The organism is Mesorhizobium sp. B2-3-15 (genome assembly GCF_006442875.1).
GTDB lineage: Bacteria > Pseudomonadota > Alphaproteobacteria > Rhizobiales > Rhizobiaceae > Mesorhizobium > Mesorhizobium australicum.
Genome location: NZ_VFVO01000009.1, coordinates 204,097 through 220,528 on the forward strand (window position 1 = coordinate 204,097; position 16,432 = coordinate 220,528).

15 protein-coding genes and 1 riboswitch are annotated in these 16,432 nt (G+C 64.4%); of the genes, 9 read left to right on the plus strand and 6 right to left on the minus strand.

Annotation, left to right across the window (positions count from 1 at the left end; genetic code table 11):
- Positions 1 to 5 precede the first annotated feature (5 nt).
- Positions 6 to 902, minus strand: coding sequence for a DMT family transporter (locus FJ954_RS19855; RefSeq protein WP_140662658.1), 897 nt, complete (start codon positions 900 to 902; stop codon positions 6 to 8).
- A 211-nt stretch (positions 903 to 1,113) separates the two neighbouring features.
- Here FJ954_RS19855 and FJ954_RS19860 point away from each other — a divergent pair, with 211 nt between their 5' ends.
- Positions 1,114 to 2,412: an adenylosuccinate synthase gene (locus tag FJ954_RS19860; protein ID WP_015315287.1), complete on the plus strand. Its 1,299-nt coding sequence runs from the start codon at positions 1,114 to 1,116 to the stop codon at positions 2,410 to 2,412.
- A 78-nt stretch (positions 2,413 to 2,490) separates the two neighbouring features.
- Positions 2,491 to 4,254 (plus strand): hypothetical protein, encoded by a 1,764-nt coding sequence (locus tag FJ954_RS19865; protein WP_140662660.1) that lies wholly within the window; start codon positions 2,491 to 2,493, stop codon positions 4,252 to 4,254.
- 27 nt (positions 4,255 to 4,281) lie between these two features.
- Here the strand turns inward: FJ954_RS19865 and FJ954_RS19870 are convergent, their stop codons facing one another.
- The 4 genes from FJ954_RS19870 to FJ954_RS19885 form a co-directional block, all read right to left on the minus strand.
- Positions 4,282 to 4,581 carry a CcdB family protein gene (locus FJ954_RS19870; RefSeq protein ID WP_140662662.1) on the minus strand — a complete coding sequence of 100 codons (300 nt, stop codon included), beginning with the start codon at positions 4,579 to 4,581 and terminating at the stop codon, positions 4,282 to 4,284.
- The gene (locus FJ954_RS19875) at positions 4,581 to 4,823 is read right to left on the minus strand and encodes a type II toxin-antitoxin system CcdA family antitoxin (RefSeq protein WP_140616651.1); all 243 of its coding nucleotides are present in this window, start codon (positions 4,821 to 4,823) and stop codon (positions 4,581 to 4,583) included. Before FJ954_RS19875 ends, FJ954_RS19870 begins: the two co-directional genes overlap by 1 nt.
- 151 nt (positions 4,824 to 4,974) lie before the next feature.
- Positions 4,975 to 6,795 carry an ABC-F family ATP-binding cassette domain-containing protein gene (locus FJ954_RS19880; RefSeq protein WP_140662664.1) on the minus strand — a complete coding sequence of 607 codons (1,821 nt, stop codon included), beginning with the start codon at positions 6,793 to 6,795 and terminating at the stop codon, positions 4,975 to 4,977.
- Between the two features lies 1 nt (position 6,796).
- Entirely contained in the window at positions 6,797 to 7,456 is a 660-nt protein-coding gene (locus FJ954_RS19885) for a thiamine diphosphokinase (protein WP_140662666.1), read from the minus strand.
- 86 nt (positions 7,457 to 7,542) lie between these two features.
- Positions 7,543 to 7,657: riboswitch (TPP riboswitch) on the plus strand.
- 43 nt (positions 7,658 to 7,700) lie between these two features.
- Here FJ954_RS19885 and thiB point away from each other — a divergent pair.
- The 4 genes from thiB to FJ954_RS19905 all read left to right on the plus strand — a co-directional run bounded on the left by thiB (position 7,701) and on the right by FJ954_RS19905 (position 12,865).
- Positions 7,701 to 8,699: a thiamine ABC transporter substrate binding subunit gene (gene thiB, locus FJ954_RS19890; protein ID WP_140662668.1), complete on the plus strand. Its 999-nt coding sequence runs from the start codon at positions 7,701 to 7,703 to the stop codon at positions 8,697 to 8,699.
- Positions 8,700 to 8,777: 78 nt separating this feature from the next.
- A complete protein-coding gene (thiP, locus tag FJ954_RS19895; protein ID WP_140662670.1) occupies positions 8,778 to 10,397 on the plus strand; it encodes a thiamine/thiamine pyrophosphate ABC transporter permease in 1,620 nt (539 codons plus the stop codon).
- Positions 10,390 to 11,166 (plus strand): thiamine ABC transporter ATP-binding protein, encoded by a 777-nt coding sequence (thiQ, locus tag FJ954_RS19900; RefSeq protein ID WP_140662672.1) that lies wholly within the window; start codon positions 10,390 to 10,392, stop codon positions 11,164 to 11,166. The genes thiP and thiQ overlap by 8 nt, the downstream gene beginning before the upstream one ends.
- Before the next feature lie 229 nt (positions 11,167 to 11,395).
- Complete coding sequence (locus tag FJ954_RS19905) at positions 11,396 to 12,865, plus strand: M48 family metalloprotease (protein WP_023784820.1); 1,470 nt, start codon at positions 11,396 to 11,398, stop codon at positions 12,863 to 12,865.
- A gap of 16 nt (positions 12,866 to 12,881) precedes the next feature.
- Here FJ954_RS19905 and FJ954_RS19910 read toward each other — a convergent pair whose 3' ends face one another.
- Positions 12,882 to 13,745: an RNA polymerase factor sigma-32 gene (locus tag FJ954_RS19910; RefSeq protein ID WP_140662674.1), complete on the minus strand. Its 864-nt coding sequence runs from the start codon at positions 13,743 to 13,745 to the stop codon at positions 12,882 to 12,884.
- A gap of 301 nt (positions 13,746 to 14,046) precedes the next feature.
- Here FJ954_RS19910 and FJ954_RS19915 point away from each other — a divergent pair, with 301 nt between their 5' ends.
- The 3 genes from FJ954_RS19915 (at position 14,047) to FJ954_RS19925 (ending at position 16,403) form a co-directional block, all read left to right on the plus strand.
- Positions 14,047 to 14,820 (plus strand): amino acid ABC transporter substrate-binding protein, encoded by a 774-nt coding sequence (locus FJ954_RS19915; protein WP_140662675.1) that lies wholly within the window; start codon positions 14,047 to 14,049, stop codon positions 14,818 to 14,820.
- Positions 14,821 to 14,958: 138 nt separating this feature from the next.
- Complete coding sequence (locus FJ954_RS19920; protein WP_027141826.1) at positions 14,959 to 15,639, plus strand: amino acid ABC transporter permease; 681 nt, start codon at positions 14,959 to 14,961, stop codon at positions 15,637 to 15,639.
- The gene (locus FJ954_RS19925; RefSeq protein WP_140662677.1) at positions 15,636 to 16,403 is read left to right on the plus strand and encodes an amino acid ABC transporter ATP-binding protein; all 768 of its coding nucleotides are present in this window, start codon (positions 15,636 to 15,638) and stop codon (positions 16,401 to 16,403) included. Before FJ954_RS19920 ends, FJ954_RS19925 begins: the two co-directional genes overlap by 4 nt.
- Positions 16,404 to 16,432 lie beyond the last annotated feature (29 nt).

The following is a 16,432-nucleotide window of genomic DNA, read 5'->3' on the forward strand; positions in this document are numbered from 1 at the left end:
GCACGTTAAACGCCGGATGCCATCTTGCGCCCGCTGTATTCCGCGAGCCCGATGCCGCCCAGAACGAGAACCAGCGCCAGCGTCTGATAGAGCTGGAAGGTCTCGCCGACGATCAGCACCGAAAGCAGCGTGCCGAAGATCGGCACCAGATTGATGAACAAGCCGGCGCGATTGGCGCCGATCAGTTCGTTGCCCCTGATATAGGTTATCTGCGAGATGACCGAAGCGCCGATCGCCGTGTAGACGATGACCGCCCAGCCGCGGGCGTCGGGCACGATCACCTTGCTGGCGGCGGCTTCCCACAGGAAGAAGGGCAGTGAGGTGATGAGCGCGGCGAACGACATGGCCAGCATCAGGCTTTGCCAGCGCATCGCCGGCTTCAGCCGCAACCCGACCGAATAGCTGCTGTAGAGAACGACCGCGACCAGCATGATGGCGTCGCCGAAATTGAGCTCCAGCGTCAGCAGCCGGCGCGGATCGCCATGGCAGGCGGTCAGGATGACGCCGAAGACGGTCAGCACCACGCCGGCGATCTGCGCCCAGTTCACGCGCAGGCGGAAGAAAACGAAATTGGCTGTCATGATCAGGATCGGCATCGCCGCCTGTTCGATCGAGACATTGATCGCCGTGGTGTAGTTGAGGGCGGTGTAGAAGATGGTGTTGAACAGGGTGAAGCCGCTGGCGCCAAGCGCCGCCAGCACGAGCCAGTGCCGGCGCACGACGGGCCAATCCTCCTGGATCGTGCGCCAGCCGATCGGCAGCAGGATCGCCACGGCCAGCATCCAGCGCAGGAAGACCAGCGTCATCGGCGAGACGTGGCCGACCGCCAGCTTGCCGGCCACCGAATTGCCGCCCCACAGCAAGGTGGTGAGCAGCAGGAACATGTAGGCGTTTCGATGCATCGCTGGCTTCCGGCCGCGGGATGGGCCGCGGTGTTTGCCGGCCTATTGCCCCGGTCAGCCCAAGTAAATGATGTCAAAGCCGAAAATTGTTGTGCCTCAGGGCATTTTCGGCGGCAAAGAAAGGTCGCACTCGCGAGGTCTTGACGCTATAGAGGCCTGTCGTTTCGAACCATATCCAAGCCGCGCGGCGGCGTCTCAAGGGAAAAGAAACATGGCCAATGTGGTGGTCGTCGGCTCGCAGTGGGGCGACGAAGGCAAGGGCAAGATCGTCGACTGGCTGTCGGAGCGCGCCGATGTCGTGGTGCGTTTCCAGGGCGGCCACAATGCCGGCCACACGCTGGTCGTCGACGGCAAGGTCTACAAGCTGTCGCTGCTGCCTTCGGGCGTCGTGCGGGAAGGCAAGCTGTCCATCATCGGCAATGGCGTGGTCTTCGATCCGCATGCTTTCGTCGCCGAGGTGCAGAAACTGAAAGGCCAGGGCGTGGACGTGACGCCGGATCGCCTGAAAATAGCCGAAAACACGGCGCTTATCCTGTCCGTACACCGGGAGCTGGACGGGTTTCGCGAGGATGCCGCTTCGAATTCCGGAACAAAGATTGGCACGACCCGACGCGGGATCGGCCCCGCCTACGAGGACAAGGTGGGCCGGCGCGCGGTGCGGGTGATGGATCTGGCGGATTTGGAAACTTTGCCCCTGAAGGTCGACAGGCTGCTGACGCACCACAATGCGCTGCGTCGCGGGCTCGGCCATGACGAAGTCACGCATGATGCGATCATGCAGGAATTGACCTCGGTCGCGAACGACATCCTGCCCTACATGGACCGCGTCTGGAAGGTGCTCGACGACAAGCGCCGCGCCGGCGAGCGCATCCTGTTCGAGGGCGCGCAAGGCACGCTGCTCGACATCGACCACGGCACCTATCCCTTCGTCACCTCGTCCAACACGGTCGCCGGCCAAGCCGCCGCCGGCTCCGGCGTCGGCCCGGGCGCCATCGGCTATGTTCTCGGCATCACAAAGGCCTACACGACGCGTGTCGGCGAAGGTCCGTTCCCGACCGAGCAGAAGAACGAGATCGGCGAATTCCTCGGCACGCGCGGCCATGAATTCGGTGTCGTCACCGGGCGCAAGCGCCGCTGCGGCTGGTTCGACGCGGTGCTGGTGCGCCAGGCGGTTGCCGTCAACGGCATCAAAGGCATCGCGCTGACCAAGCTCGACGTGCTCGACGGGTTGGATGAGATCAAGGTCTGCACCGGCTACAGGCTGGACGGCGAGACGATCGACTATCTGCCGGCAAGCCAGGGCGCCCAGGCCCGCGTGGAACCCATCTACGAGACCTTGGAAGGCTGGAAGGGCACCACCGCAGGCGCACGCAGCTGGAATGATCTTCCGGCCCAGGCCGTCAAATATGTCCGATACATAGAGGAGTTGATCGGCGCGCCGGTCGCACTCCTTTCCACCAGCCCGGAACGGGACGACACGATACTTGTGACCGATCCGTTTCAAGACTAGTTTCTGAGGCCTTTCCGGGCATCGCGGCTGATTTGCGGGGGCCGGCGCGGAGGCAAAAAAATACAGGTCGACTGAAGCATGGCAGATTTCGTTGCTGTTCTGAAAAACGCGTTCGAGAAGCACGGCGACGAGACGCCCGAGAAGCGTACGCGCATCTATAACAGCGTGCGCGCCATGCTGGCGAAGAAGCTGGCGGAATATTCGCCGCCGCTGGCTTCCGAGGCCATAGACAAACAGAAACGCGCGCTGGACGACGCCATTGCCGGCGTCGAGCGGGACTATGTCAAGAGTGTGCCCGAGCCGGATCCGCTCGCGGAACTGGAACACATCTTTTCCTCCATCGACCGCAACAAGAACCAGTCGAACCACGTCAAGCAGCCGGCCAAGGCGGAGGCTGCCGCAATTCCTGCTCCGTCTCCGTATCGGCCCGCCCCGGCCACGGTCAGGCCGGAGCCGTACAAGCCGGCACAGCCGGCGGCGAACCCCGAACCCTACCGGCCCGCTCCAGCCGCCAAGGTCGAGCCTGGCTGGCAAAGGCCGGCGCCGGTGCAGCCCGCTCCGGACTTTTCCGAGAAGACCTTGCCGGGGATGGACGCGGATCGGGACGACGATCAGGACGACGTCTTTGCCGATGACGAAGCGCCTGCCGCCACCGACACTTTCGAGCGTTTGCGGCCGGCCGAACGCAAGCGCAGCTATGGCGGGCTGATCGCCGCCGTCGTCGCACTGCTGGTCGTTGCCGGCGGCGGCTACGGCATCTGGCTGAACAAGGATGCCTTCGGCAAGATGCTGGGCCTGGAGAGCAGCAAGGTTGTTGCCAAAACCGAGCCGGTGAAAACGACGCCGGCCAAGCCGGCGACCGATGCCGCGGCCACGCCGCCGGCGCCCGCGACCGGCGCGGAAGGCACGAAGTTCACGCAGCGGCTGACGCCTGAAGGCGGCGAGACCGACCCCGGCCCAGCCGGCGGGCAAAGCGGCGTAGGCGAGGGCGAATCCGTCGCCGCGCTGACGACACCGCCAACGGCAACGAATGCGCCGGCCACGGCAGCGCCGGCGGTTCCCGCGCCGGCTGCCAATACGCCGGCTGCCAATACGCCTGCTGCCGGTACGCCCGCGGCAGGCGCGCTAGCCGCGACCACGCCCGCGGCGGGCACCCCGCCCGCGACACCGCCCACCAACGGAACCGTGCCCGCGGCCCCGGCCGATGCCGCCGCCACGCCGCCGCCCGCACCGGCAGCCGCAACGCCGCCGGCGGCACCGGCTCCGGCCGTGGCGCCAACCTCGGTTCCGGTCGGCCAGAAGGCGATCTTCTATGAGGAGCGCACCAGCACCGCGCAGGGTTCAGCCGAGCCCGGCAGCATCGTTTGGTCGCTGGTGCAGGAATCGCCCGGCGGCGACCTGCCGCCAGAGCCTGCGATCCGTGCCGAGGCGACCATTCCCGGCAAGGACATCCAGTTGCGCATGACCATCCGTCGCAACACCGACCAGACCCTGCCGGCCAGCCATATCATCGAGATGATCTTCCTGACCCCCGACGGGTTCGAGGGCGGCGGCGTCGACAACATATTGCGCGTTGCCATGAAGAGTTCGGAACAGGACGCCGGCAGCCCGCTGATCGGCATCCCGGCCAAGATCGCCGACGGCTTCTTCCTCGTCGCGCTCAACGACACCAAGGCCGACGAAGACGCCAACATGACCCTGTTGCGCGGCCAGGACTGGATCGACGTGCCGGTCGTCTACAAGACCGGACGGCGGGCACTGCTGACCATGGAAAAGGGCATTCCCGGCGAGAAGGTGTTCGACGAGGCGATCAAGGCCTGGCAGGCCAAGACGGCGGGTTGAGACGGGCGGCGTAACGGTCGCCTCCGTTCAGAATCCCTGGAACAGCATGTCGAGCGCGGCAACGATGTCATCGTGATGCTTCGCCAGGTTCAGCCGACTTTCAACCAATTCGCTTGCGGGAACGGTGGCGATCAGGTGTGTCGCCATGACCAGCTTCCGTCCATTGATCTCGAAGATCGGATGAAGCTTTCGCATCGGCGGCGGCACCGTTGCGACCGGCAGAAGCGGAACGACAACCCGCGTCTTGAAATTGTCGAGCAGGTCGGATTGGACGTCGAGCAAATAGTTGCCTTCAACGCGACCGGCGAAGACATCATAGCGGGGCATCAGAACTGCCGATACTCTTCCAATGGGATGCCGTTCTTGTCGATGTAGTCGTTCCACGCATCCATCGTGGTACGGTTCTCAAGCTTCCAAAGCCGCGCCTTTTCAGCTGCCACCGCCTCCGCGATGCCGGCTTCCGCAGCGCGCGAGACATTCACGTCAAGCCCCTTGGCTTCCCGCATGAGGTTCGAGTCGATCGACAGATTTGCTGGCTGACGGATCGCATTCAAGGCAATCTTACGCATAACGGCCTCCGCAACATGCGCATAATGTATGCGCATTCCGATGTGGAGGCAATGCTCAGGCGCAGCAAGGAGCGCCCCACTATGGCTCCGGGCGCTCGTCGCTTCAATCGACAAATCGTTGTCAATCGATCGGCCTACGGCCGACCGCTCTTCACCCTTCCATCTCCTCGCGCAGCATCTCCAGTTCCAGCCATTCTTCCTCGAGCGCGGCCAACGTCGCACGCTCCTTGTCGAGGGCGGCGATCGTCTTCTGGAACGAGGCCGGGTCGCGTTCGTAATAGGCCGGGTCGGCGATGTTGTTCTCCAGCCGCGAGATCGACGCGGTCACTGCCTCGATCTTCTTGGGTAGGGATTCCAGCGCGAACTTCTGCTTGAACGACAATTTCTTCGCCGGCCCTTTTGGCGCCGCCGGATCGCTCTTGCCCGGTGTCGGCCCATCGCCGGCTTCCGCCTTGGCGCGCGCCTTGCGGTCGTCAAGCCTGGTGCCGCCACGCTGCGCCAGCATGTCGGAATAGCCGCCGGCATATTCGACCCAGCGGCCGCCGCCCTCCGGCGCGATCACGCTCGTCACGGTGCGGTCGAGGAAATCGCGGTCGTGGCTGACCAGGATGACGGTGCCGGCAAAGCCGGCGACCAGTTCCTGCAGCAGTTCCAGCGTCTCCATGTCGAGATCATTGGTCGGCTCATCGAGAACCAGGAGGTTTGCTGGTCGTGCCAGCACGCGCGCCAGGATCAGCCGCGCCCGTTCGCCGCCGGACAGCTCGCGCACCGGCGTGCGGGCCTGTTCCGGCTTGAACAGGAAATCCTTCATATAGGACACGACATGGCGCTGCTCGCCATTGATGACGAGGTTCTCGCCGCGCCCGTCGGTCAGATATTGCGCCAGCGTCTCTTGCGGGTCGACCGCCTCGCGCTTCTGGTCGAGCGTGGCGATCTCCAGATTGGTGCCAAGCCGTATCGAACCCGCGTCCGGCGCCAATTCGCCGGTCAGCATCTTCAGAAGTGTCGTCTTGCCGGCGCCGTTCGGCCCGACAAGGCCGACGCGGTCGCCGCGCTGGATGCGGGTCGAGAACCCCTTGACGACGGTGAGGTCGCCAAAGCTCTTCTCGATGTTCTTGGCCTCGATCACCAGCTTGCCGGATTCGGCGGCGTCGCTTGCCACCATTATCGCGGTGCCTTCGGCGCCGCGATGGCCGCGAAAACGCTGGCGCATGGTCTGCAACTGGCCTAGGCGCCGCATGTTGCGCTTGCGCCGCGCCGTCACCCCGTAGCGCAGCCAGTGCTCCTCGCGCACGATCTGGCGGCCGAGCTTGTGCTGTTCGCGCTCTTCCTCTTCCAGCACCAGGTCGCGCCATTCCTCGAAATGGCCAAAGCCCTTGTCCAGCCTGCGCGTCTGGCCGCGATCGAGCCAGACTGTGGCGCGCGACACGCGCTCGAGGAAGCGGCGGTCATGCGAGATGACGATGAGCGCCGAGGAGGTCCGGACGAGCTCTTCTTCCAGCCATTCGATGACAGATAAATCAAGATGGTTAGTCGGCTCATCAAGAAGCAGGATGTCGGGCTCCGGCGCCATGACGCGGGCAAGCGCGGCGCGCCTGGCCTCTCCGCCGGACAGGTCGCCAGGCCGTTCTTCGCCCGACAGGCCGAGATGCTCCATCAGATAGCTGGCGCGGTAGGGATCGTCGGCGGGCCCGAGCCCGGCCTCGACATAGGCGCGCACGGTTGCAAAGCCGTCCATGTCGGGCATTTGCGGCAGATAACGCACCGTCGCCGAAGGCTGGCGGAACACCTCGCCGTCCTGTGGTTCGATCAGGCCGGCGGCGATCTTGAGCAGCGTCGACTTGCCGGACCCGTTGCGGCCGACCAGCGCGATCTTGTCGCCGGCCGAAGCGGTCAAGGCGGCGCCGTCGAGCAGCGGCGCGCCGCCGAAGGTCAGTCTTATCCCGTCGAGATTGAGAAGAGGCGGGGCCATGTCAGCTTTCGGGCAATGGATAGGGATGGGCGAGCAGCAGCGCGCGGCCATGGCCGAGCGCGATGTCGAGGCGGCCCCCGGTCTTGCCGAACTTGACCTCGTTGGAAATGGTCAGCGACGAACCGAACGCCACCTCGACCTTGTCGAGCGGCCATTTGGCGCCGGTGACGGTCAGGCCGGAGAGTTCGGAGAAGCCGAGAATCGAGAACAGCGTGCCGTCGGCATAATCGAAGCCGGCCCTGCCGGGCAGCAAGGGAACACCTTCCTGGGCGCCGCTGGTCAGAAACACATCCATTCCGGCTTCGGCCAGCCGCAGGCCAAGCGCCAGATGCAGGAAGGCGTGGTCGGCGCGCTTGCCGCCGAAGGCGCCCGCCAGCACAAGGCGGGTCGCCCCGCGCTCCAGTGCGGCCGCGATCGCCAGTTCTCCGTCGGTCTTGTCCTTTTCCGCCGGGAAGGTTTGCCGCGGCACGGCGGCGAGGTCGGCGGGCAGATCAGCCGGGACCGAGTCGAAATCACCCACCCACAGTTCCGGCACGAGGCCCAGCATCCGCGCATGGCCGATGCCGGCGTCGGCGGCGATGACGCGCGAGCCTTCGACCTGGCGGTCGAGCCGAGGCGTGCGGATGAGGTCGCCGCCAAGCAGGATGGTGAATGTGCTCATATCCCGTCGCCTTACCAGCCCGGCACGGGAAACGGAAGGCGGCAAAGTCCCACTTGCGCGGGTCATCGGCCCGGCCTATGTGTCGAAACGCTCTAACGGGGTGCCGGACGCGAATTTCGCGGGCCGGCTGAGAGGCAGTGTCGCCAACCCGCTGAACCTGATCCGGTTTGTACCGGCGGAGGGATTAGACGTTTCGGACACTCCGACGCCTCAATTCCTTTCAACGCAAACGAAGGAGGCGCCGATGCGCACGCTTTTATATTTTCTGATCGCCGCCACGGCAGTGACCCTGTCCGGGCCGGCCTTGGCCAAGGATAAGCTCACCGTCTACACCTATGAGAGCTTCACCGCCGACTGGGGTCCAGGTCCCGTGGTGAAGAAGGAATTCGAGGCAGAATGCGGCTGCGATCTCGAGTTCGTCTCGGTCGCCGATGGCGTGGCGCTGCTCAACCGCGTCAAGCTGGAAGGCGCTTCGACCAAAGCCGACATCGTGCTCGGTCTCGACACCAATCTCACCGCCGATGCCAAGGCCTCGGGCCTGTTCGCGCCACATGGCGCAATAACGGACGTCAACGTGCCGGGTGGCTGGAGCGACGATACTTTTGTTCCCTTCGACTATGGCTACTTCGCCGTCGTCTACGATACCCAGAAGCTGAAATCGCCGCCGAAAAGCCTGAAGGATTTGGTCGAGGGTAGCGCCGACGACAAGATCGTCATCCAGGACCCGCGCACATCGACGCCCGGTCTTGGCCTGCTGTTGTGGGTGAAGTCGGTCTATGGCGACAAGGCGCCGGAGGCCTGGGCCAAGCTCAAGACCAAGGTGCTGACCGTGACGCCGGGCTGGAGCGAGGCCTATGGCCTGTTCACCAAGGGCGAGGCGCCGATGGTGCTGTCCTACACCACCTCGCCGGCCTACCACATGGTCGCCGAGAACACCGAGCGCTATCAGGCGGCGTCGTTCGAGGAAGGCGAATATCTGCAGATCGAGGTCGCGGGCATCACCACGACCGGCGCCAAGAATCCGCTGGCGGAAAAGTTCATGGCCTTCATGACTGGGCCGAAATTCCAGGACGCCATCCCCGAGACCAACTGGATGTTCCCGGCCGGGAAGACCGACAAGCCGCTCAACCCCGCCTTCGACAAGCTGGTCAAGCCGACCAAGACCTTGCTGTTCAGCCCGGAGGAGGTCGCGGCCAACCGCAAAGCCTGGGTCGATGAATGGCTGGCGGTGATGAGCAAGTAGGTTTTGTGGGCTAATCTCGTGAGATGAACGCTCTCCGGCGATGCTCCCTAAGCTTCACCCAATCGTTGAGGGTGCGGTGTGCAAACCCGCTCTGATCCCCGCATCACAGCCGGCGTGATAGGGCTCGCCGCCATCGCCATTTTGATCGGCGGCGCGTTTGCGGGGCTGCTTGTCGAAGGCGCTCGCGATTTTTCCGGCGCTTGGGCTGCGTTCGATCCCTACCTGTTCCGGGTCGTGCGCTTCACGCTCTGGCAGGCGGCCCTGTCGACGCTGCTCTCGGTCGGGCCGGCCCTGTTCGTGGCGCGGGCGCTGTCGCGGCATCCACGGTTTTTCGGCCGTGCCTTCATCCTGCAGCTCTTCGCCGTGCCGCTGGCGCTGCCGGCGATCGTCGCGGCGCTCGGCATCCTGGCGCTCTATGGCCGCGCCGGCTATTTCTCCGGCTTTCTCAGCGCCGTCGGCGGCCAGGGTTGGCCGGGCATCTATGGCCTGTCCGGCATTCTCGTCGCCCATGTCTTCTTCAACCTGCCGCTGGCCACCCGCCTGTTCCTCGAGGCGCTGCAGACCATTCCCTCCGACCAGTGGCGGCTGGCGAGCCAGCTCGGCATGGGGGCGCCGCCGGCATTCCAGCTGATCGAGTGGCCGACGCTGCGTGTCGCGCTGCCCGGTGTCGCCGGACTTGTCTTCATGCTGTGCATCACATCCTTCACCATCGTGCTGACGCTCGGCGGCGGGCCGGCCGCGACGACGCTCGAAGTCGGCATCTATCAGGCATTGCGCTTCGATTTCGATCCCGCGAGGGCTGTCGCGCTGACACTGCTGCAGATCGCCTTGACCTTCATCATGGTGCTGGCGTTGACCCGGCTCGGAGCCGACGTCGTCGGCGACATCAACCTGCCGGTCGCGCCGCGCCGCTACCTCTCCGTCAACAGGACCGAAGCGTGGCTGAACGCGACGCTCATCGTGTTGGCCTTGCTCTTCGTTGCCGGGCCGATGGCGGCGACCGTGGCGGCCGGACTTGGCGCCGACCTCGGCCGGCTTGCCGGCGAGGCCACTGTCCGTCAGGCGACGCTGACCAGTGCTGTGCTCGCTTTCCTTTCGGCCTGGCTTTCGGTGATGCTTTCGCTGGCATTGACCATGGCGCGCAGGGCGCTGGCGTCGAACCGCCGCTTCGGGGCAAGGACACTGCTCGAACATGCCACCGATACGGGCGCCGGGTTTGTCCTGGTCGTGCCGCCGATCGTCGTCGGCGCCGGCTGGTTCCTGTTGCTGCGCCATGTCGGCGATGTCTTTGCCATCGCGCCGCTCATGGTCGTCACCGTCAACGCTGTCATGGCGATGCCTTTTGCGCTGCGCGCCATCCGTCCCGCCTATGATGCGGCAAGCGAGCGTCACGAGCGGCTTTGCGCGCAGCTCGGAATTTCCGGCTGGTCAAGACTGTGGCTGGTCGACTGGCCGACGTTGCGGCGCCCGCTGGCCACCGCTTTTGCCTTCGCCATGGCACTGTCGCTCGGCGATCTCGGCGTCGTCGCCCTGTTCGGCAGTGATTCCGTGCAGACCTTGCCCTACCTTCTCCTGGCGCGCATGGGCAGCTACCGAACCGAGGACGCCGCCGGCTTGGCGCTGCTGCTCGGCCTTGTCTGCCTGGCACTGGTGCTGGCAGCGGACCGGCTGGGAAAGGAGACGGCCCGCAATGTCTGACGGGGCGGCTGGCGGCAAGGGGGTTTCGGTGCGGCTGGACAAGGTTTCGTTCAGCTATGGCGAGACGTTGTTCACCTTCGATGCCGAGTTCACGGCGGGGCAAATCACCGCCATCATGGGACCGAGCGGCTCCGGAAAGTCGACGCTGCTCAATCTGGTGGCCGGGTTCGAGCCGCCGCGATCCGGTCGCGTGCTGATCGGCGGGGCCGATGTCAGCACCGCGGCACCGGCGACGCGGCCAGTGTCGATGGTTTTTCAGGAAAACAACCTTTTCGCGCATCTTTCCGTCGAGCAGAATGTCGGGCTCGGCCGTTCGCCATCGTTGCGGCTGGCCGAAGCCGATCGCGCTGCGATCGCCGACGCGGTTGCGCGCACCGGCCTTGCCGGCAAGGAGAAGCGGCTGCCGCGCGAACTTTCCGGTGGTGAGCGCCAGCGCGTTGCCCTGGCTCGCGTGCTGGTGCGTGACCGCCCGGTGCTGCTGCTCGACGAGCCCTTCGCTTCGCTTGGGCCCGCCTTGCGAGACGATATGCTCGACCTGGTTGCCAGCCTGCATGCCGAGCGTGGCATGACGGTGCTGCTCGTCACGCATCAGCCGCAAGATGCCCGCCGCATCGGTCAGAGGCTGGTGTTTCTCGAGAACGGCGCCGTCGCCGCTATCGGCACGGCGGATGATTTTTTTGCCGGGGCTGGTCCGGAGGCATTCCGGCGCTATATCGGAGCCGGTGCCGGGGATTCCTTATCACGAGATATTGCCCGGAAGCGGACATAATTTACGCTCAAACCGGCTCGATGCGATGTGGCGCTTGCTTGCCATGACTGAAGTAGTGTGGCTAGGTCCGCTCGATACCGGTCCGGCACAGGCCGTGATTTGCCTACAGCTTCCGCCGCATGCTCCGAGGGGCGCGTGACGGATACTGTAGCAGTTTGTTTTGCGCATGTGGTCATGCGCAGGGACCTGAAAGGAAGCCGTTCTGGCGATCGGCGTTGACAGGCTACGAATGAACCCGCTGGCGCGCTTTCTGGCGCTGGCCGGCTTTGCCGTGGCGCTGGCAAGCTGCCAGATGTTCACGCCTCCGGAAGTCCAGGAATCAGGCTTCCAGCCATCCGACAAGCCGATCACGGTCGACAATGTCGCCGCCAACAACAAGCTCGCGGAGCTCGCCAAGGCGCAGCATCCGCGCATCCTGGCGACCTATGGCGGCGAATATTCCGATCCCAAGCTCGAACGCATGGTCGCCAAGGTGGTCGGCAATTTGACCGTGGTGTCGGCGAACCCGACCCAGACCTATCGCATCACCATCCTCAATTCGCCCAACGTCAACGCCTTCGCGCTGCCGGGCGGCTATCTCTACATAACGCGCGGCCTCTTGGCGCTGGCCAATGATTCGTCCGAGCTCGCCGCCGTCATCGCGCATGAGATGGGCCACGTCACCGCCAATCATGGGCTGCAGCGCCAGCAGTTGGAGGCCGAGGAAGGTCTGGCGACCAAGGTCGTCTCCGATGTGCTTGGCGACAGCCCGACCGCCAAGGCTGCACTCATCCGCGGCAAGCTCAGGCTGGCGCAGTTCTCGCGCAACCAGGAGCTTGAGGCTGACGCCATCGGCATAAAGTCGATCGGCGAAGCCGGCTATGATCCCTATGCCGCCGGCCGCTTCCTGCAGTCGATGTCGGCCTATACCGATTTCCGCTCGATCAGCGGCGCCACCGACGCCAGCCTCGACTTCCTGGCGACGCACCCTAACACGCCGCAACGCATCGATTTGGCACAGCGGCACGCCCGCCAGTTCGGTGCGCCCGGCTTCGGTACACGCGACCGCGATTCCTTCCTCGCCGGCATAGACGGCCTGCTTTACGGCGACACGCCGGAAGAAGGCTATGTGCGCGGCGAAACCTTCCTGCATCCAGGCTTGGGCGTGTCGTTCACGGTGCCGGACGGTTTCATCATCGACAATTCGGCGGCGGCGGTGACGGCGACCGGTCCCGGCGACATAGCGATCCGCTTCGACGGCGTTTCGATCGACAAGAACCGCGCCCTGACCGACTATATCAGAAGCGGCTGGGTGGCCGGCCTCGACGACAGCACCGTCAAGCAGGAAACCATCAACGGCAATGAGGCGGCGACCGCGCATGCAGGCGCCGAAGGCTGGCAGTTCGATATCGCTGTGATCCGCGCCGGCGGCCAGGTCTACCGATTGCTGACCGCGGCCCCCTCGGCCAGCACCTCGCTTGAAACGGTGGCGCGCTCGGTCAGCGGCTCCTTCCGCATCCTCAGCCCCGCCGAGAAGGCGGCACTGAAGCCACTGCATATTCGTGTGCTCACCGTGCAGCCGGGACAGACCATGGGGTCGCTTGCCGCGCAGATGGTTGGCGTCGACCGCAAGCTCGACCTGTTCCGCGTGCTCAATGCGCTGTCGCCGGGGGCCGCGGTTTCGGCCGGCGACAAGGTCAAGATCGTCACCGACAAATAAAAGCCCGAGCGGGAGATCAGGCGGCGGTCGCCATGAATTCCGGATTCTGCTTCACCAGCGCGACCTTGAGCTTTTCCATGGCGCGCGCCTCGATCTGGCGGACACGTTCCTTGGAGATGCCGAGCGTCTCGCCGAGCGCCTCGAGCGTGGCCCCCTCGTCATTCAGCCGGCGTTCCTCGATGATCCTGAGTTCGCGCGCGTTGAGCGCGTGAAGCGCTTCCTTCAGCCAAAGCGAGCGGCGCGCGACATCGATCTTGTCGCCGACAATTTCGTCCGGCAAGGGATCGTCGGAGACCAGGAAATCCATCCGCTCGGTGCCGCCCGCGTCGTCGGCCAGCGGCACGTTCAGCGAAGAATCCGGAGCCGACAGCCGTGAATCCATCATCGCCACATCAGCCTCGGATACACCAAGCGCAACCGAAACCTCGCGGTAGAGATTTGTGTTGGAGATCGGCTCGGCGCCGTTCGCGAGACGCGCACGCAAGCGTCTGAGATTGAAGAACAGGGCCTTTTGCGCCGAACTGGTGCCACCACGCACGATCGACCAGTTGCGCAGGATGTAGTCCTGCATCGAGGCGCGGATCCACCACGTCGCGTAGGTCGAGAACCGCACCTCGCGCTCCGGTTCGAAACGGGCGGCGGCCTCGAGCAGTCCGACATGGCCCTCTTGAACCAGATCGCCGAGCGGCAGTCCGTAATGGCGGAATTTCGAGGCCATGGAAATGACCAACCGCATGTGGGCGACGGTGATGCTGTGCAGCGCGTTCTGGTCGTTGTCTTCCTTCCAGAGCAATGCCAGCCGATGCTCCTCCTCGCGCTCGAGATAGGGTGCCTTCATTGCCGCGCGGACCATGATCCGTCCTGCCGTGTCTTCCATCATAAGGCGCTCCGTGGCTCGGCGAGGCAAATGGCAGACACCGGCTTGAAATGACGGCGGCGTGCCCTACAACAGCCAAAACTGTCATGCGCGAGAAAGGTTCCGCCGGTGCGGGCAGGGCGAGCGCTAGCGTCCGCGCAGCTGCCTGCAACTTCCGAGCCTGCGAATGAATTCCTTTCGGAGAATTTGATTTCTGGAAGACGCTCTCTTTGAAATTTCATTCCTTATTTTTTCGACCTGCATCTGTCATTTTCCAGCCCTCACAACATGCCGGGTTACCGGCCAAGGACGGGATCACAGAAAAATGAAATGGCTCAAGTCACTCATCATCGCCGGAACGTTGCAGGCCCTGGCCGTCGCATCGGGCCACGCCGGCGCCAATCTCGACCAGATCAAGCAGGCCGGAATCATCAAGGTCGGTACGGAGGGCACCTACGCTCCCTTCACCTACCATGACGCTTCCGGCGCGCTGGTTGGCTTCGATGTCGAGATCGCCAAGGCGATCGCCGATAAGCTCGGCGTCAAGGCTGAGTTCCTCGAAGGCAAGTGGGACGGGCTGATCGCCGGCCTCGACGTCAACCGTTATGATGCCGTCATTAACGAAGTCGGCATCACCGACGCCCGCAAGGCCAAGTACGACTTTTCCGATCCCTATATCGCCTCCAAGGCAGTGCTGATCGTGCGCGGCGACAACACCGACATCAAGACCTTCGCCGACCTCAAGGGCAAGAAGTCGGCGCAGTCGCTGACATCCAATTTCGGCAAGCTGGCCGAGTCCAATGGCGCCGAACTGGTCGGCACCGACGGCTTCGACCAGTCGATCCAGCTGCTTTTGACCGGCCGTGCGGACGCTACCATCAATGACAGCCTGTCGTTCCTCGACTTCAAGAAGCACAAGCCCGACGCCAATGTGAAGATCGCCGCCCAGGAAGAGAATGCCGATTACTCCGGCGTCATCGTGCGCAAGGGCGATCCGGAGCTGGTCGCGGCCATCAACATGGCGCTGGCCGACATCAAGGCGGACGGCACCTACCAGAAGATCGCCAACACCTATTTCGGCCAGGACGTCTCGAAGTAATTCACCAAGCGGGGGCCGGCTGTCGCCCTGTGACGTATCCAGCGGCGAGTCGTCTTTGACGGCTCGCCGCTTTTGTCGTGATATGGCTGGCGCATTCGCGCTTCGATGACGTTCCCCGTCCATTCCGGAGGATCTTTCGTGCCGCACTGGCTGCAACTGATGCTGGACTCGCTGCCCTCGCTGCTGTGGGCAGCGTTGATCTTTACCGTGCCGCTGACGTTGCTGTCCTTCGTGCTCGGCCTGACGGTAGGGCTGGGCGCGGCGCTCGGCAGGCTGTTCGGCCCGAAGCCGCTGGTGGCGCTCGTGCGCTTCTATGTCTGGATCTTCCGCGGCACGCCGCTCCTGGTGCAGCTCTTCCTGATCTTCTACGGCCTGCCGTCGGTCGGCATCCTGCTTGACGCCTTCACGGCGGCGCTGATCGGCTTCACGCTCAACATCGGGGCCTACACGTCGGAAATCATCCGGGCGGCCATCGGCTCGGTGCCCAAGGGCCAGTGGGAGGCCGCCTATTCGATCGGGATGACCTGGAGCCAGGCGATGCGGCGCACCATTCTGCCGCAAGCCGGACGGGTGGCGGTGCCGCCGCTCTCCAACACCTTCATCTCGCTGGTCAAGGACACGTCGCTGGCCGCCGCCATCACCGTGCCGGAAATGTTCCAGGCGGCGCAACGCATCGTCGCCACCACCTATGAGCCGCTCATCCTCTATGTCGAGGCGGCGATCCTCTATCTGGCGATGAGTTCGGTACTGTCGGCCTTGCAGACGCGACTGGAGGAGCGGCTCAACCGCTATGGCGGCTTCCTGGAGGCACGCTCATGATCAGCCTCACCAACATCGAAAAGCGTTTCGGCGACAATCTCGTGCTGAAAGGGGTGACTGTCGCCATCGCCGAAGGCAGCGTCACCGCGCTTGTCGGCCCTTCCGGCGGGGGGAAAAGCACGCTGCTGCGCTGCATCAACCTGCTGGAGATCCCAACCTCGGGCACGGTGCGGATCGGTGACGAGACGCTTGAGTTCCGCCCGGGCGGGAAGGTGCCGGCGGCGGACATAAGGCGTCTGCGCCTGCAGACCGGCATGGTGTTCCAGAATTTCCAGTTGTTTCCGCATCGCACCGCCATCGAAAATGTCATGGAAGGCTTGGTTACGGTGCTCAAATGGTCGCCGCAGAAGGCACATGAGCGGGCACTCGCGCTGCTGGAGAAGGTCGGCATGGTGCATAAGGCCGATGCCTGGCCGGCGACGCTGTCGGGCGGCCAGCAGCAGCGCGTGGCGATCGCCCGCGCCCTGGCGCCGTCGCCGAAGGTGTTGCTGTGCGACGAACCGACTTCGGCGCTCGATCCGGAACTGGCGCAGGAGGTGGTCGATGTGCTGGGTCAGCTCGCCAGCGAGGGAACGACCATGGTGATGGCGACGCATGATTTGCGCCTGGCCTCCAAGATCGCCCAGGAGGCGGTGTTCCTCGACGCCGGCGTCATCGTCGAGCAGGGGGCATCCGCCAAGCTGTTCGGCAATCCGGAGCGCGAACGCACCAAGCGGTTTATCGCCACGCTGAAGCAGGAGGCGGAGGAAGAGGGAGGCGCATAGGCGCGACAATCGCGGCCTTCCCCAAAAAC

Excerpts from the sequence above, each read along its gene's own strand:
- FJ954_RS19885 (WP_140662666.1), bottom strand. The coding sequence starts at position 7,456 with ATGAGCACATTCACCATCCTGCTTGGCGGCGACCTCATCCGCACGCCT.
- FJ954_RS19870 (WP_140662662.1), bottom strand. The coding sequence starts at position 4,581 with ATGCCCCGCTATGATGTCTTCGCCGGTCGCGTTGAAGGCAACTATTTG.
- FJ954_RS19865 (WP_140662660.1), top strand. The coding sequence starts at position 2,491 with ATGGCAGATTTCGTTGCTGTTCTGAAAAACGCGTTCGAGAAGCACGGC.
- FJ954_RS19855 (WP_140662658.1), bottom strand. The coding sequence starts at position 902 with ATGCATCGAAACGCCTACATGTTCCTGCTGCTCACCACCTTGCTGTGG.
- thiQ (WP_140662672.1), top strand. The coding sequence starts at position 10,390 with ATGTCTGACGGGGCGGCTGGCGGCAAGGGGGTTTCGGTGCGGCTGGAC.
- FJ954_RS19925 (WP_140662677.1), top strand. The coding sequence starts at position 15,636 with ATGATCAGCCTCACCAACATCGAAAAGCGTTTCGGCGACAATCTCGTG.
- FJ954_RS19905 (WP_023784820.1), top strand. The coding sequence starts at position 11,396 with ATGAACCCGCTGGCGCGCTTTCTGGCGCTGGCCGGCTTTGCCGTGGCG.
- FJ954_RS19860 (WP_015315287.1), top strand. The coding sequence starts at position 1,114 with ATGGCCAATGTGGTGGTCGTCGGCTCGCAGTGGGGCGACGAAGGCAAG.
- thiB (WP_140662668.1), top strand. The coding sequence starts at position 7,701 with ATGCGCACGCTTTTATATTTTCTGATCGCCGCCACGGCAGTGACCCTG.
- FJ954_RS19915 (WP_140662675.1), top strand. The coding sequence starts at position 14,047 with ATGAAATGGCTCAAGTCACTCATCATCGCCGGAACGTTGCAGGCCCTG.
- FJ954_RS19910 (WP_140662674.1), bottom strand. The coding sequence starts at position 13,745 with ATGATGGAAGACACGGCAGGACGGATCATGGTCCGCGCGGCAATGAAG.
- FJ954_RS19875 (WP_140616651.1), bottom strand. The coding sequence starts at position 4,823 with ATGCGTAAGATTGCCTTGAATGCGATCCGTCAGCCAGCAAATCTGTCG.
- FJ954_RS19880 (WP_140662664.1), bottom strand. The coding sequence starts at position 6,795 with ATGGCCCCGCCTCTTCTCAATCTCGACGGGATAAGACTGACCTTCGGC.